The organism is Sphaerotilus uruguayifluvii, from assembly GCF_013294065.1.
Lineage (GTDB): Bacteria > Pseudomonadota > Gammaproteobacteria > Burkholderiales > Burkholderiaceae_C > Sphaerotilus > Sphaerotilus uruguayifluvii.
Genome location: NZ_JABSNM010000001.1, coordinates 316,646 through 329,632 on the forward strand (window position 1 = coordinate 316,646; position 12,987 = coordinate 329,632).

Annotated in this window: 13 protein-coding genes; 8 read left to right on the forward strand and 5 right to left on the reverse strand. The window is 73.4% G+C overall.

Annotated features, from left to right (window positions below; translation table 11 throughout):
* The first annotated feature begins 8 nt into the window (after window positions 1-8).
* Window positions 9-1,118 (forward strand): hypothetical protein, encoded by a 1,110-nt coding sequence (locus HNQ01_RS01395; RefSeq protein ID WP_173803518.1) that lies wholly within the window; start codon window positions 9-11, stop codon window positions 1,116-1,118.
* Here the strand turns inward: HNQ01_RS01395 and HNQ01_RS01400 are convergent.
* Window positions 1,099-2,073 carry a tetratricopeptide repeat protein gene (locus tag HNQ01_RS01400; protein ID WP_173803519.1) on the reverse strand — a complete coding sequence of 325 codons (975 nt, stop codon included), beginning with the start codon at window positions 2,071-2,073 and terminating at the stop codon, window positions 1,099-1,101. The two genes, HNQ01_RS01395 and HNQ01_RS01400, sit on opposite strands and share 20 nt — an antisense overlap.
* A 195-nt stretch (window positions 2,074-2,268) precedes the next feature.
* Between HNQ01_RS01400 and purE the strand changes: the two genes are divergently transcribed.
* The 4 genes from purE to HNQ01_RS01420 are packed head-to-tail and all read left to right on the forward strand — an operon-like array spanning window position 2,269 to window position 5,981.
* Window positions 2,269-2,745, forward strand: a complete 477-nt coding sequence (gene purE, locus HNQ01_RS01405; RefSeq protein ID WP_173803692.1) for a 5-(carboxyamino)imidazole ribonucleotide mutase — start codon at window positions 2,269-2,271, stop codon at window positions 2,743-2,745.
* Entirely contained in the window at window positions 2,745-3,935 is a 1,191-nt protein-coding gene (locus tag HNQ01_RS01410; protein ID WP_173803520.1) for a 5-(carboxyamino)imidazole ribonucleotide synthase, read from the forward strand. The genes purE and HNQ01_RS01410 overlap by 1 nt, the downstream gene beginning before the upstream one ends.
* Before the next feature lie 8 nt (window positions 3,936-3,943).
* Window positions 3,944-4,999: an L-threonylcarbamoyladenylate synthase gene (locus tag HNQ01_RS01415; protein WP_173803521.1), complete on the forward strand. Its 1,056-nt coding sequence runs from the start codon at window positions 3,944-3,946 to the stop codon at window positions 4,997-4,999.
* 28 nt (window positions 5,000-5,027) lie between these two features.
* Window positions 5,028-5,981, forward strand: coding sequence for an SGNH/GDSL hydrolase family protein (locus tag HNQ01_RS01420; protein ID WP_173803522.1), 954 nt, complete (start codon window positions 5,028-5,030; stop codon window positions 5,979-5,981).
* Here the strand turns inward: HNQ01_RS01420 and dacB are convergent.
* Window positions 5,888-7,423: a D-alanyl-D-alanine carboxypeptidase/D-alanyl-D-alanine endopeptidase gene (dacB, locus tag HNQ01_RS01425; protein ID WP_173803523.1), complete on the reverse strand. Its 1,536-nt coding sequence runs from the start codon at window positions 7,421-7,423 to the stop codon at window positions 5,888-5,890. The two genes, HNQ01_RS01420 and dacB, sit on opposite strands and share 94 nt — an antisense overlap.
* Before the next feature lie 99 nt (window positions 7,424-7,522).
* Here dacB and tsaB point away from each other — a divergent pair, with 99 nt between their 5' ends.
* The 3 genes from tsaB to HNQ01_RS01440 are packed head-to-tail and all read left to right on the forward strand — an operon-like array spanning window position 7,523 to window position 9,602.
* Window positions 7,523-8,266 carry a tRNA (adenosine(37)-N6)-threonylcarbamoyltransferase complex dimerization subunit type 1 TsaB gene (gene tsaB / locus HNQ01_RS01430; RefSeq protein ID WP_173803524.1) on the forward strand — a complete coding sequence of 248 codons (744 nt, stop codon included), beginning with the start codon at window positions 7,523-7,525 and terminating at the stop codon, window positions 8,264-8,266.
* Window positions 8,263-8,751, forward strand: a complete 489-nt coding sequence (rimI, locus tag HNQ01_RS01435; protein ID WP_173803525.1) for a ribosomal protein S18-alanine N-acetyltransferase — start codon at window positions 8,263-8,265, stop codon at window positions 8,749-8,751. Before tsaB ends, rimI begins: the two co-directional genes overlap by 4 nt.
* Entirely contained in the window at window positions 8,748-9,602 is an 855-nt protein-coding gene (locus tag HNQ01_RS01440; protein ID WP_173803526.1) for a uracil-DNA glycosylase, read from the forward strand. The genes rimI and HNQ01_RS01440 overlap by 4 nt, the downstream gene beginning before the upstream one ends.
* Window positions 9,603-9,617: 15 nt before the next feature.
* Here the strand turns inward: HNQ01_RS01440 and HNQ01_RS01445 are convergent, their stop codons facing one another.
* From HNQ01_RS01445 to HNQ01_RS01455, 3 genes are all read right to left on the reverse strand, one after another.
* A complete protein-coding gene (locus HNQ01_RS01445) occupies window positions 9,618-10,706 on the reverse strand; it encodes a magnesium transporter CorA family protein (protein WP_173803527.1) in 1,089 nt (362 codons plus the stop codon).
* 14 nt (window positions 10,707-10,720) lie between these two features.
* Window positions 10,721-11,728 carry a porphobilinogen synthase gene (gene hemB, locus HNQ01_RS01450; RefSeq protein ID WP_173803528.1) on the reverse strand — a complete coding sequence of 336 codons (1,008 nt, stop codon included), beginning with the start codon at window positions 11,726-11,728 and terminating at the stop codon, window positions 10,721-10,723.
* A gap of 372 nt (window positions 11,729-12,100) precedes the next feature.
* Entirely contained in the window at window positions 12,101-12,874 is a 774-nt protein-coding gene (locus HNQ01_RS01455; RefSeq protein WP_173803529.1) for a DUF2726 domain-containing protein, read from the reverse strand.
* Window positions 12,875-12,987: the final 113 nt, after the last annotated feature.

The window sequence follows — 12,987 nt, forward strand, 5'->3', positions numbered from 1 at the left end:
CAGCCATGATGAACCGGCTGCTGCGCACGCTCGACGACGCGATCGCCGCCGCGCGGCTGCCGCGCGAGGTGCCGCTGCTGCGCGCCGAACGCGCGGTGCTCCTGGCGCGGCTCGGCGAGATCGAGCGCATGCATCTGGAGGTCGCCGCGCTGCGCGCGACGCCGGAGCTGCTGACGATGCCGGCGCTCAACGCCTGGCTGTGGCTGGCCGAAGGGCTGGGCGACTTCTACGCCGACCTGTCGACCCGCTCGCGCGACCGGGTGCGCCGTGCGCTGGCGCTGGCGCGCTCGGCGCGCAACCCGCGCGTGCAGGCGCTGGCCGCGGCCTGGCTGGCGCACCTGGACTTCCATGTGCGCGACGATGCCGCTGCGCTCGAGCATGTCGCGCTCGCGCTGGGCACCGCGGCCGCCGAACACCACGGCGCTCGCTCGCGCGCCTGCCTGGTGGTGGCCGGCATGCTGCACTACGCGCGCCGCGACGACGAGGCCCAGCCCTGGTACGGCCAGGCGCGCCGCCATGCCAACGCCGAGGGCGACGGCGCCGCGCTCAGCTCGATCATGTACAACATGGCCTTCCTGCGCGTGATCGACGCGCGGCTGGCCGACCTGCACGATCCGGACGGCTGCCCGGACGAACTGATGCGCCGGGCGATGCTGGGCACCGAGTCCTCGGTCTATCTGGACCGCAGCATGCAGATCCGCGCGCTCAGCCACCATCCGCCGATCCGGCGCGCGCAGATCCTGATGATGGCCGGCGAACCGGCCGCGGCACTGGCGCTGTACGAGGGCCATCTGGCCGAGGCGCTCGGCGAGGGGCTGGGGGTGTCGGAATGCGTGTTCCGCGCCGATCAGGCCTGGTGCCTGGCCGCGCTGGGGCGCGGCGACGCGGCGCTGCAGGCCGCGCGCGCGGCGCAGGCGGCGCTGCATGGCGCCACCGAGCCCGAGGATCTGGCGATCGCGCACGGCATGCTGGCGCGGGTGCACCACCGCATCGGGCTCGACGAGGTGGCCGAGCAGCATGGCCGGCGGGCCGCCGACCATTTCCGTCTCTACAGCCAGCGCATCGCGGCGCTGCTGGCCGGCCTGGACCGGCTCGGGCTCAGAACAGCGCCATGCTGAGGCGGCGGCGGTACTGGTCGACGACCGGATCGCCCTGCACGACCGCGGCGCGGCCGGCCACCTCCAGCGTGCTCTTGGTCTCGGTGGTCGAGGGCTTGGGCGCCGGCTTGCTCATCAGCTCCAGGATGGCCACATAGGTCTTGCGCGCCAGGCCGTCGCTCCAGCCCTTGTCGCGCATCAGGATCTCGAGCAGCTCGTCCATCGCCTCGGTCATCGCGCCGGCGGCGAACAGGTGGCGCGCCAGCTCCAGCCGGGCGGCGAAGTCGCGCGGCGCGGCGGCGATGGCCGCGCGCAGCGCCTCGGGCGTGCGGCCGGCGGCGCGGGCGTCGCGCACCGCCTCGGCGGCCAGCAGCCAGTGCTCGAGCGCGGCGAAGCGCGCATCGGCCAGCGCGCGCGGCGCGACCTGCGCGTAGGCCTGGCGGGCCTCGACCAGCGCCGCCTCGTCATGGCGCGCCACGCCCAGCAGCACCTTCAGGTAGTCGATCCAGGCGACGTCGCTGGCCGGATCGGTCTCGACCGCGGCGCGCAGGCGCTCCAGCACCGCCTGGATGTCCGGCTTGTCGCCGGCGAGCATCTGCTCGGCCTCCTCGACGTCCTCCTCGGCCTCGACCTGCTCGGGCGTGGCCACATGCTTGGCGAGGAACTCGCGGATCTGCGCCTCGGGGATGGCGCCGACGAAGCCGTCGACCGGCTGGCCCTGCGCGAACATCACGCAGAAGGGAATCGAGCGCACGCCGAACATCTGGCTGAGCTGGCCGGCGATCTCGGGCACCTCGTCGGCGTTGAGCTTGGCCAGCACGAAGCCGCCGGCGTATTCGGTCTCGAGCTTCTCGAGCACCGGGCCGAGCTGCTTGCACGGGCCGCACCACGGCGCCCAGATGTCGAGCAGCACCGGCTGCTGCATCGAGGCCTGGATCAGTTCGGATTCGAAGTTCTGGAGGGTGATGTCGATCATCGCGGCACCTGGTGGCGGCACGCGGCAGTCGCGTGCGCGGAAGTCTCGTCGGACGGGTCTGGCCGTTCCATCCGGCTCATCTGGGGGCGAAGCCGGACGAAAGCAAGCCCGGAGCGGCCGGCGCGCCTAAAATCACGCCTTTGCCCAAGCCCGGAGCCCGCCTTGAACAGCGCCTCGCCCGTGGTCGGCATCGTCATGGGGTCCAACAGCGACTGGGACACCATGAAGAACGCCGCCCAGATTCTCGCCGACTTCGGCGTGCCCTTCGAAGCCCAGGTCGTCTCGGCGCACCGCATGCCCGACGACATGTTCCGCTACGCCGAGAACGCGCGCTCGCGCGGCCTGCAGGCCATCATCGCCGGCGCCGGCGGCGCGGCCCACCTGCCGGGCATGCTCGCGGCCAAGACGCCGGTGCCGGTGCTCGGCGTGCCGGTGGCCAGCCGCCATCTGCAGGGCGTGGACTCGCTGCATTCGATCGTGCAGATGCCCAAGGGCGTGCCGGTGGCGACCTTCGCGATCGGCGTGGCCGGCGCGGCCAACGCGGCGCTGTTCGCGGTCGCGCTGCTGGCCAACCACGACGAGCGGCTGCGCGCCGAGCTCGACGCCTTCCGCGCCCGCCAGACCGAGGCGGCCCGCGCGATGGAGCTCACGCCGCTGGAGGGTCAGGGCTGATGACGATCCGACTGCTGCCCGGCGACCGCGCCGCGGCCGATCCCGAGCGCGCACTGACGCTGGGCGTCATGGGCGGCGGCCAGCTCGGCCGCATGTTCGTCCACGCCGCGCAGCAGCTGGGTTTCCGCACCGCGGTGCTCGACCCGGACGCGACCAGCCCGGCCGGTCTGGTGGCGCACGCGCATGTGCAGGCCGAGTACCTCGACGAGGCCGGCCTGCAGGCGCTGGCCGACACCGCCGACGCGATCACCACCGAGTTCGAGAACGTGCCGGCCGAGGCGCTGCGCCGGCTGGCCGAGCGCCGCCCGGTCGCGCCCTCGGGCGACGCGGTGGCGGTCTGCCAGGACCGCGCCGCCGAGAAGGCCCACTTCGTCGACTGCGGCGTGCCGGTGGCGCCGCATGCGGTGATCGCCGACGAGGCCGCGCTGGCCGCGGTGCCCGACGATCTGCTGCCCGGCATCCTGAAGACCGCCCGCATGGGCTACGACGGCAAGGGCCAGATCCGCGTCGCCGACCGCGCCGCGCTGGAGGCCGGCTGGGCCGAGCTCGGGCGCGTGACCTGCGTGCTGGAGAAGCGCCTGCCGCTGGCCTTCGAGGTCAGCGTGATCGTGGCACGCGGGCGCGACGGCCGCGTCGTCGCCTTCCCGCTGCAGCAGAACCTGCACCGCGACGGCATCCTGGCGGTCACCACGGTGCCGGCGCCGGCCGGCACGCCCGCGCTGGAGGCCGAGGCCATCGGCTGTGCCGCGCGCATCGCCGCCGACCTGGGCTATGTCGGCGTGCTGTGCATCGAGTTCTTCATCCTCGAGGACGGCTCGCTGGTCGCCAACGAGATGGCGCCGCGCCCGCACAACTCCGGCCACCACACGATCGATTCCTGCGACCTGTCGCAGTTCGACCTGCAGGTGCGCGCGATGGCCGGTCTGCCGCTGGCCAAGCCGCGGCTGCATTCGCCCACCGTGATGCTGAACCTGCTGGGCGACCTCTGGTTCGACGCGGCCGGCCAGGAGCGCACGCCCGACTGGGCCGCGGTGCTGGCGCTGCCCGGGGCGAACCTGCACCTGTACGGCAAGGAATCCGCGCGGCGCGGCCGCAAGATGGGCCACCTGACGATCACCGGCGCGACGCCGGCGGCCGCGCGCGAGACCGCGCTGCAGGCCGCGGCGCTGCTGGGCATCGAGCCGTTCTGAGCCGCGCCATGCCGCGCCTGCTCGATGCCACGACGCCCGCCGGGCTGGCCGCCGCGGTGACCGAGGCCGCCGCGCGGCTGGCCGCCGGCGAGCTGGTCGCCTTGCCGACCGAGACGGTCTACGGCCTGGGGGCGCGCGCCGACCGGGCCGAGGCGGTCGCGAAGATCTTCGCCGCCAAGGGCCGACCGAGCGACCACCCGCTGATCGTGCATGTCGCCGACGCGGCCGGCGCCGAGGTGTTCGCCCGCGACGGCGCGCTGCCCGAGGTGGCGCGGTGCCTGGTCGCGGCCTTCTGGCCGGGGCCGCTGACGGTCATCGTGCCGCGCCGCGAGGGGCTGGCGGCCGAGGCCGCCGGCGGCCAGGACACGGTCGGTCTGCGCTGCCCCGATCATCCGGTCGCGCGCGCGCTGCTGCGCGAGGCGGCCGGCCTGGGCGTGCCGGGCGTGGCCGCGCCGAGCGCCAACCGCTTCGGCCGCGTCAGCCCGACGCAGGCCGCGCATGTGGTGTCCGAGTTCGAGGGCATCGCGGGCCAGGACGATCTGCTGGTGCTCGACGGCGGCGACTGCGAGGTCGGCATCGAGTCGACCATCATCGACTGCAGCCGCGACCACGGCCGGCCGGTGCTGCTGCGCCCGGGGCGGCTGACGGTGGCCGAGATCGAGGCCGCCGCGGGCCAGGCGCTGGTGGCCCGGGACGGCTCGGCACCGCGCGCCTCGGGCACGCTGGAGGCGCACTACGCGCCGAGCGCCAAGGTGCGGCTGATGACGGCCGCGCAGATCGACGCGGCGCTGACGGTCTGGGGCGCGAGCGCGCCGGCGCCTGCAAAGGGCGCGACATCTTGCGCGCCGACGCTGGCGGTATATTCCCGCAGCGCCCGCGCCGCGGTCGCCGGCACGGTGCTGCGCCGGATGCCGGCGGATGCGGCCGCGGCCGCGCATGCGCTGTTCGCCGACCTGCGCGAGCTCGATGCCAGCGGCGCGCCGCTGATCTGGGTCGAGACGCCGCCGGACGATGCCGCCTGGGATGGCGTGCGCGACCGGCTGCAGCGCGCCGCCGCGGCCTGAGCGCCGAGAACCCCTCGCTGGAGATTGCATGAGAGTCCTGAAGTCCATCCTCGTCCCGGCGGCCCTGGCCGCGCTGCTGGCCGCCTGCGGCGGCTCCGAGCGGGTCGAGGACTATGTGCCGACGAAGCTGGTCGCCTTCGGCGACGAGCTCAGCGTCATCAACAGCGACGGCAGCAAGTACGGCGTCAACGCGCTGAAGACCAATTCGACCGAACTGGACTGCGCGACCTACCCGGTCTGGCCGCAGGTCGTCGCCTCCGGCTTCGGGCTGGTCTTTCCGCAGTGCAACAGCTCGGGCGTGCTGACCACCTCGGCCGAGATGAAGGCGGTGGCCGGCGCCAAGGTCGCCGACGTCGTGTCGGCGGTCGGCGCCTACCAGGCCTCGACCGGCTTCTCTCGCACGACGCTGGTCACGCTGATGGCCGGGCAGAACGACATTCTCGAGGCCTACGCGAGCTGGGTCGCCGGCACGCTGACCCGCGACCAGGCCAAGGCGCAGGTCGCCGCGCTGGGCAGGACGCTGGGCACGCTGGTCAACACCATCACCGCCTCGGGCAGCGGCGGCCGGGTGCTGTACGCGACGCCGGCCCACCTGGGCTACTCGCCGTTCGCCGCCTCCGAGGTCGCCTCCTCCGGCTCGGAGGACCGCCGCACGATGCTGAAGGAGCTGACGACCTCCTTCGTCGAGGCGATGCGCCTGGCGGTGGCCAACGACGGCCAGTACGCCGCGCTGATCACCGGCGACGAGCTCACCGTCAGCATGTCCGACAACACGCGTCTGGCGAGCTACTCGCTGACGAACAACACCGACGTCGCCTGCACCGTCACGCCGCTGACCTCGTGCACGACCGCGACGCTGGTGTCGGGCGCCGCGTCCAGCGGCACGACCTACCTGTGGGCCGGCGCGCAGGTGCCGGGTCCGAACTGGCAGTCCCGCGTGGGCAGCGCCGCGCTGAACCGCGCCCGCAACAACCCGTTCTGATCGTCGGCCCCGACGGCCGGCGGCCGGGCGAGGTCGTCGAGCGCCCAGCGCACGACCTCGTCGAGCACGGCGCGCGACTCCGCGCCGCCAGCCTTCGGGTGGTTCAGGATCGCCACCAGCGCATGGCGGCGGCCGTCCTCGCCGTGCACATAGCCGGCCAGTGCGGCCACGCCGTCGAGCGAGCCGGTCTTCAGGTGCGCGCGGCCGCTGGCCGCCACCGCCCGTCGCGCGGTCGTCTCGATGCCGGCCACCGGCAGCGAGGACAGCAGCTCCGGCATCCACGGCCGGCTCCAGGCCCACTGCAGCAGCCGGCCCAGGCAGCGCGGCGTGATGCGCTCCTGGCGCGACAGGCCCGAGCCGTTGTCGATCGCCAGCTCGTCCTCGCGGCAGCCGTGCGCGCGCACCAGCGACTGCACCTCGGCCCGCGCGGCCTCGAAGGTGGCCGGCTGCGCCGGCTGACCCGGCGCCAGCGCCAGCAGCACCTGCTGCGCGATCATGTTGTTGCTGTGCTTGTTCATGTCGCGCAGCACCTCGGGCAGCGCCGGCGAGCTCCAGTCGCTCAGCACGGTCGCGCCGGCGGGCGTGCGGCCCTCGCGCACCCGGCCGCCGATGCGCCCGCCCAGCGCCCGCCACTGCGCCTCGACCGCACGGGCGGCGAAGCCCGCCGGCGCCGGATCGGGAAAGGCGATCGGCCAGCCGCGCTCGCCGCAGGCGGCCGGAAAGCGCCCGGCCAGCCGCGGCCGCGACGGATCGGAGAAGTCCGGCGCGAGCTGCGCACGCCAGTCCTGGCAGTCGCCGCCGGCCAGCGGCACGGTCTCGGGCCACTGCACGCCGGCCAGCGGCAGATCGACCGCGACGCGCGCCACGCCGCGCGCCGGCTCGGGCCGCAGCGTCAGCACCACGCTGCGGTTGGCGATCATCAGCGCGTCCGGCCCGACGTTGTAGGGCCGCAGCGGCTGGCCGTCGAAGGCGGCCGGATCATGCGCGGGCAGCGCATAGGCGCCGCGGTCGAGGATCAGGTCGCCGTCGATCGTGGCGCCGCCGGCGTCCATCGCCTGGCGCAGCAGCAGCGTCAGCCGCTCGCCGGTCAGGCGCGGGTCGCCGCTGCCGCGCAGGATGCGGTCCGGTCCGGCCGCAAGCATCGGCGTGTGCCACTGGAAGACCGGCCCGAGCCGCTCCAGCGCCGCCACCGTCGTCACCAGCTTCATCACCGAGGCCGGCGCGACCGCCTCGGCCGGGCGCAGCGCCAGCCGCGGCTCGCCGCCCTCGGCCGGCGCGACCCAGGCCGACAGCGCGCCCGGCTCGATGCGGGCGCGCTCGAGCGCGGCACGCAGCGCCGGTGGCGCCTCGTCGGGGGGCGCCGCGCGGCCCCCCCCGGCCAGCGCCAGCAGCAGCATCGGCACCGCGGCGCGGCACCAGGTTCCCGACAGGGCCGGCAGCATCGTCATCCTCCGTGGCATCCAGGGCAGAGGCCGGATGATACGGAGTCGCCGGGGGGGCGCCGCTACACTGGCGGACCGCCGTCGCTCGCTCCGCCCCCCATGTCCTCGCCCCGTCTTCTTGCGGTCGATACCGCCACCGACACCGTCCACCTCGTGCTGGTCGACGGCCCGGACGTGCTTGTCCGGGCGCTGCCCGGCGGCGCGCAGGCCTCGGCGGCGCTGCTGCCGCAGGTCGCCGCGCTGCTGGCCGAGGCCGGGCTGGCGCTGCGCGATCTCGACGCGATCGGCTATGGCCGCGGGCCCGGGGCCTTCACCGGCCTGCGCACCGCCTGCGCGATCGCGCAGGGCCTGGCGGTCGGCGCCGGCCGGCCGATGCTGGCGCTCGACACGCTGGCGGCGCTGGCGGCATGTGCGCGGCGCCGGCTCGGCGAGGCGGCCACCCCGGCGGTCTGGAGCGCGCTCGACGCGCGCATGGGCGAGATCTACGCCGCCCGCTGGACCGCGGTGCCCGGCGGCGGCTGGCAGGCCGACGGCGCGGTCGCGCTGTGGTCGCCGGCGGCGCTGGCCGAGGCGATCGCCGCGCGCCCGGCTCCGATCGCCGGCAATGCGCTGCTGGCGCAGGCCGAGGTGCTGCCGTCGCTGGCCGCCGCGCTCGGCCTGGCGACCGATGCGCAGGCGGTGCCCGACGGCCTGGCGCTGGCCGAGCTGGCGCGAGCGGCCTGGGCGGCCGGTGCGACGCTCGATCCGGCGGTCGCGCTGCCGCTCTATGTGCGCGACAAGGTCGCTCAGACCACCGCCGAGCGCGAGGCCGCGGCCCGCGCCGCCCGCGGGGAGGCCGCATGAGCGCCGCTGCCGGCGGGGGCGAGCCGGTGCTGCTGCCGATGGGCGTGCAGCTGCTCGACGCGGTGATGGCGATCGAGGTGCGCGCCTATCCCTTTCCGTGGAGCCGCGGCAACTTCGTCGACTCGATCGCGGCCGGCTACCTGACGCGCTGCCTGGTCTCGCCCGAGGGCGAGCTGCTAGGCTATCTGGTGGCGATGGCGGGCTTTCGCGAGTGGCATCTGCTGAACGTGACGGTCGCGCCCGAGCACCAGGGCCGCGGCCTGGCACGCCCGCTGATGCAGGCGCTGCGCGAGCATGCCCTGGCCGAGGGCGCCGAATGCCTGTGGCTGGAGGTCCGCCCCAGCAACACCCGCGCGCGTGCGCTCTACGAGCGGCTGGGCTATGCCCAGGTCGGCGTGCGGCGCGACTACTACCCGGACGCGGGCGGCCGGCGCGAGGACGCGCTGGTGCTGTGCCTCGAACTGCAGCCCGGGGCGGCCGGATGAGCGCACGCTGGAGCGACCGGCAGCAGGCGATGCTGCGCGAGATGGGCGTGACGCTGTGGCTGCCGCCGACGCCTGCCGAGGTGCCCGTGCCTGAGGCTGCGATGCCCGAGCCGGTGCCCGCCGCGGTGGCGGTCCCCGTGCCTGTCCAGGCGCCGGTGCCGTCTCCTGCCCCTGCCCCTGCGCCGGTCCGGATGTCCCGGCCGGCGGCCGTGTCGACCGAGCCGGATCCGCCATCCGTGCCGCGGCCGCTGGCCGCGCGCCCGTCCGGCGTGGCGGCGATGGACTGGCCGGCGCTGCGCGAGGCGGTCGCCGGCTGCGAGGCCTGCGGCCTGTGCCGCAGCCGCCGCAACACCGTCTTCGGCGTCGGCCACGAGCAGGCGCAGTGGATGATCGTCGGCGAGGCCCCCGGCGAGCAGGAGGACCTCCGGGGCGAGCCCTTCGTCGGCAAGGCCGGCCAGCTGCTCGACAACATGCTGCGCGCGGTCGGCCTGACCCGCGCCGAGGCCGGGCCGGAGCAGCAGGTCTACATCGCCAACGTGCTGAAGTGCCGCCCGCCGATGAACCGCAATCCCGAGCCGCAGGAGGTCGCGCAGTGCGAGCCCTTCCTGAAGCGCCAGGTCGAGCTGGTGGCGCCGAAGCTGATCCTGGCGATGGGCCGCTTCGCGGTGCAGTCGATCCTGCAGACCGGCGAGCCGATCGGGCGGCTGCGCGGGCGGGTGCACGCCTATCACGGCGTTCCGGTGGTGGTGACCTACCACCCGGCCTACCTGCTTCGCAACCCGGCCGACAAGTCGCGCTCCTGGGAGGATCTGTGCCTGGCGCGCGAGGTGCTGCGGCAGGCCGGCGGCTGAGGCCGGTCCCGGCCCTCAGTGGTGGCTGCTGAGGTAGCGCTTGCGCCAGAAGAAGGCGGACAGCCCGATGCCGAGCGCCAGCATCAGCGCCAGCGCGGCCCAGAAGCCGTCGGCGGCGTGGATCAGCGGCAGCGCGTCGAAGTTCATCCCGAAGATGCCGGTCACCAGGTTCAGCGGCAGGAAGATCGCCGTCAGCACGGTGAGGGTGCGCATGATGTCGTTGGTGCGCTGGCCGACCGCCGAGAAATGCATCTGCACCGCGCTCTCGATCGAGGATTCCAGCCGGCGCACATGGCCGAGCACCCGCTCGATGTGCTCGAGCACGTCGCGCGAGCGCACCCGCAGCAGCTCGCGCTCGCGTCGGGCGTGGTCGTCGGCCTCGGGCGGCCACTCGTCGAGTGCGTCGATCCATTCCTGCACCGCGCTGCGCTGGTCCTCGCAGATGTCCTCGAGCATGTGCAGCGTGTTGCGCGACTCCAGCAGCATCTGCCAGTCGACGCTGCGGCTGCGCGGGCCGAACAGCTCCTGCTGCAGCGTCGCGAGCTGGCGGGTCAGCAGCCGGCGCAGCTCGAGGTAGCTGTCGACCATGTGGTTGACGATGCGCAGCATCAGGTCGGCCGGGCTGGGCGGGATGCGGCTGGCGCCGTTGCCGCCCGCGGGCATCTGCAGCAGCCGCTGCGCAAAATGCTCGCGCACCTGGCAGTCGGCCGGATGCACCGTCATCAGCAGCCGGTCGTAGACGGCGAAGCCGACCGGGCTGGTGTCGATCGCCTGCAGTGCGCGCCGCGCCGAGGCCAGCGTGCCGTGCTCCTCGTCGAGAAAGAGCTCGCTGCTGCCCGGCGCCGCCGCGAGCCGGCGAAAGACCATCAGGTCGTACCAGGAGGTGTAGTCGAAATGGGAGGGCAGCTGGTTGCTCAGCAGGTCCGAGACATGCAGGTCGACCAGCGGGCCGCAGCCCCACTGGTGCAGCCGCGACTGCAGCACCGGCACGCCGATCTCGAACTCGCGCCGCGCGCTGGCCACCCAGAGGAAGCCGCGCTCGGGCAGATGGTCGGGCAGGGCGTCGAGCTCGGTGCAGGTGTCCGCGATCAGGAAGATCCGCATCGGCCGCACGGGCTTCAGCCCTGCTGGCGCATCAGCCGGGCCGCGTCGAGCGCGAAGTAGGTCAGGATGCCGTCGGCGCCGGCGCGCTTGAAGGCCAGCAGCGACTCCATCATGACCGCGTCGTGGTCGAGCCAGCCGTTGAGCGCGGCGGCCTTGAGCATCGCGTACTCGCCGCTGACCTGGTAGGCGAAGGTCGGCACGCGGAACTCGTCCTTCACCCGGCGCACGATGTCCAGATACGGCATGCCGGGCTTGACCATCACCATGTCGGCCCCCTCGGCGATGTCCAGCGCCACCTCGCGCAGCGCCTCGTCGCTGTTGCCCGGGTCCATCTGGTAGACCTTCTTGTTGCTCTTGCCGAGGTTGCCGGCCGAGCCGACCGCGTCGCGGAAGGGGCCGTAGAAGGCGCTGGCGTACTTGGCGCTGTAGGCCATGATGCGGGTGTGGATCAGGCGCTTCGCCTCCAGCGCTTCGCGGATCGCGCCGATGCGGCCGTCCATCATGTCGCTGGGCGCGACGATGTCGACGCCGGCCTCGGCCTGGGTCAGCGCCTGCTGCACCAGCACCTCGATGGTCTCGTCGTTGAGCACGTAGCCGGTGTCGTCGATCAGGCCGTCCTGGCCGTGGCTGGTGTAGGGGTCGAGCGCGACGTCGGTCATCACGCCCAGCCCGGGGAAGCGGCTCTTGAGCTCGCGCACCACCGTCGGCACCAGGCCCTCCGGGTTGCAGGCCTCGCGGCCGTCGGGCGTCTTGCCCTCGGGGCCCAGCACCGGGAACAGCGCCATCACCGGAATGCCCAGCTCGACGCACTGCTCGGCCACCGGCAGCAGCTGGTCGAGGCTGCGGCGCTGCACGCCCGGCATCGAGCCGACATCCTGCACCTGGCCCTGGCCTTCCAGCACGAAGACCGGATAGATCAGGTCGCTGGGATGCAGGCGATGCTCGCGCACCAGATCGCGGGTGAAGGCGTCGCGGCGCAGACGACGGGGGCGGTGCAGCGGATGGCGGATGGAGATCGACATGGCGGAATCTGTGGATTCAGGAGGCAGGCGTGCAGTGTCGGTCAAGTCCGCTCCCGCGCCTACTGCGCCGGCTACATCGGGAAGCTGACACGAGTCCACAGGGGCAATCCGGGCATTGCCAAAATCAGGGCAGGTGTTAAGATTCACCTTGAATGACACGCCGCTCGGCGATCATTCCCTGCTTTTCCTCCCTGAGCAGGTGCCTTACCGTGTTGACAGCGTTAAGGCTTCGCAGCCCCGGCCCATTGCCGGGGCTCTTTTTTTTGGGTCGCCCTTTTGCGTCTCCGGACGCATGCCGCGACGAGAACATCGTGCATCCGGCGGCCTTCGAGCGCCATTCGCCGTGAAGTCGGCGGTCTGGCGCCGGGGCGTTCAGCGCGCCTGCATCGCCGGCCGGCCCGAACCGCCGCCGATCACCGGGGTGCCGTCGATCGACACGTCCACGCTTTCCTCGTCCAGCCGCACCGGCTGGGTTGCATGCAGTTCGTCGAACCAGGTGCTGCGCGGCGGATCCAGATCCTCGCGGCCCGGGCGGCGATGGCGTCCGAAGTCGAGCGGGCTGGTGTCGGGGCCGGCGTCGACATGGCGGTCGGCCTGCAGGTCCTCGGGCAGCAGCGTGCGGCGCACCGCGACCGGATCGGGCAGGAAGGCCTCGTTCCAGACATGCAGCGGGATGCCGGTGGCGCGCAGCACGCGCTCGACGCGCTGATGGCGCTTGCGGGCGCGCTCGGACTCCATCTTGTCGGCCTGTCGCACCTCGATGACCGCCAGCACGTTGGAGGCGGCGTCGCAGACCATCAGGTCGACGCAGACATGGCCGACGCGGCGCAGCCACTCGACATACGACAGCCGGGTCGGCACCTTGATGAAATGCGACAGCGGCACCTGCGCGAGGATCAGGTGGTCGGGCATCGCGCGGCGCAGCACTTCCATCGCGCGCTGGTGGCGCACCGTCAGCACCCGGGTGGCTTCGGGCGGCCAGCCGATGACGGTGTCGACGGCGTCGAGCGAGCGCGGCCGTCCCGGCCGGTTCACGTCCTGCCGGCGCTGCGCCAGCTGGCGCCACAGCCAGACGATCACCGCCGCACCGACGCAGACCGCGATCAGCAGTCCGCCATTCGAGAAATCGACAGATGGAAAATTCATTCCGTCAAGCTACCTGTGCCGGTGCCTGACGTCAATCCCGTCAAAGGTGTGATGGATGTAACAGGTTCGGGGCGGTCCAGACACCCGGTCGGTGCGCTGTTACAGGCGTGAGA

Excerpts from the sequence above, each read along its gene's own strand:
- HNQ01_RS01395 (WP_173803518.1), top strand. The coding sequence starts at position 9 with ATGAACCGGCTGCTGCGCACGCTCGACGACGCGATCGCCGCCGCGCGG.
- HNQ01_RS01400 (WP_173803519.1), bottom strand. The coding sequence starts at position 2,073 with ATGATCGACATCACCCTCCAGAACTTCGAATCCGAACTGATCCAGGCC.
- purE (WP_173803692.1), top strand. The coding sequence starts at position 2,269 with ATGGGGTCCAACAGCGACTGGGACACCATGAAGAACGCCGCCCAGATT.
- HNQ01_RS01410 (WP_173803520.1), top strand. The coding sequence starts at position 2,745 with ATGACGATCCGACTGCTGCCCGGCGACCGCGCCGCGGCCGATCCCGAG.
- HNQ01_RS01415 (WP_173803521.1), top strand. The coding sequence starts at position 3,944 with ATGCCGCGCCTGCTCGATGCCACGACGCCCGCCGGGCTGGCCGCCGCG.
- HNQ01_RS01420 (WP_173803522.1), top strand. The coding sequence starts at position 5,028 with ATGAGAGTCCTGAAGTCCATCCTCGTCCCGGCGGCCCTGGCCGCGCTG.
- dacB (WP_173803523.1), bottom strand. The coding sequence starts at position 7,423 with ATGCTGCCGGCCCTGTCGGGAACCTGGTGCCGCGCCGCGGTGCCGATG.
- tsaB (WP_173803524.1), top strand. The coding sequence starts at position 7,523 with ATGTCCTCGCCCCGTCTTCTTGCGGTCGATACCGCCACCGACACCGTC.
- rimI (WP_173803525.1), top strand. The coding sequence starts at position 8,263 with ATGAGCGCCGCTGCCGGCGGGGGCGAGCCGGTGCTGCTGCCGATGGGC.
- HNQ01_RS01440 (WP_173803526.1), top strand. The coding sequence starts at position 8,748 with ATGAGCGCACGCTGGAGCGACCGGCAGCAGGCGATGCTGCGCGAGATG.
- HNQ01_RS01445 (WP_173803527.1), bottom strand. The coding sequence starts at position 10,706 with ATGCGGATCTTCCTGATCGCGGACACCTGCACCGAGCTCGACGCCCTG.
- hemB (WP_173803528.1), bottom strand. The coding sequence starts at position 11,728 with ATGTCGATCTCCATCCGCCATCCGCTGCACCGCCCCCGTCGTCTGCGC.
- HNQ01_RS01455 (WP_173803529.1), bottom strand. The coding sequence starts at position 12,874 with ATGAATTTTCCATCTGTCGATTTCTCGAATGGCGGACTGCTGATCGCG.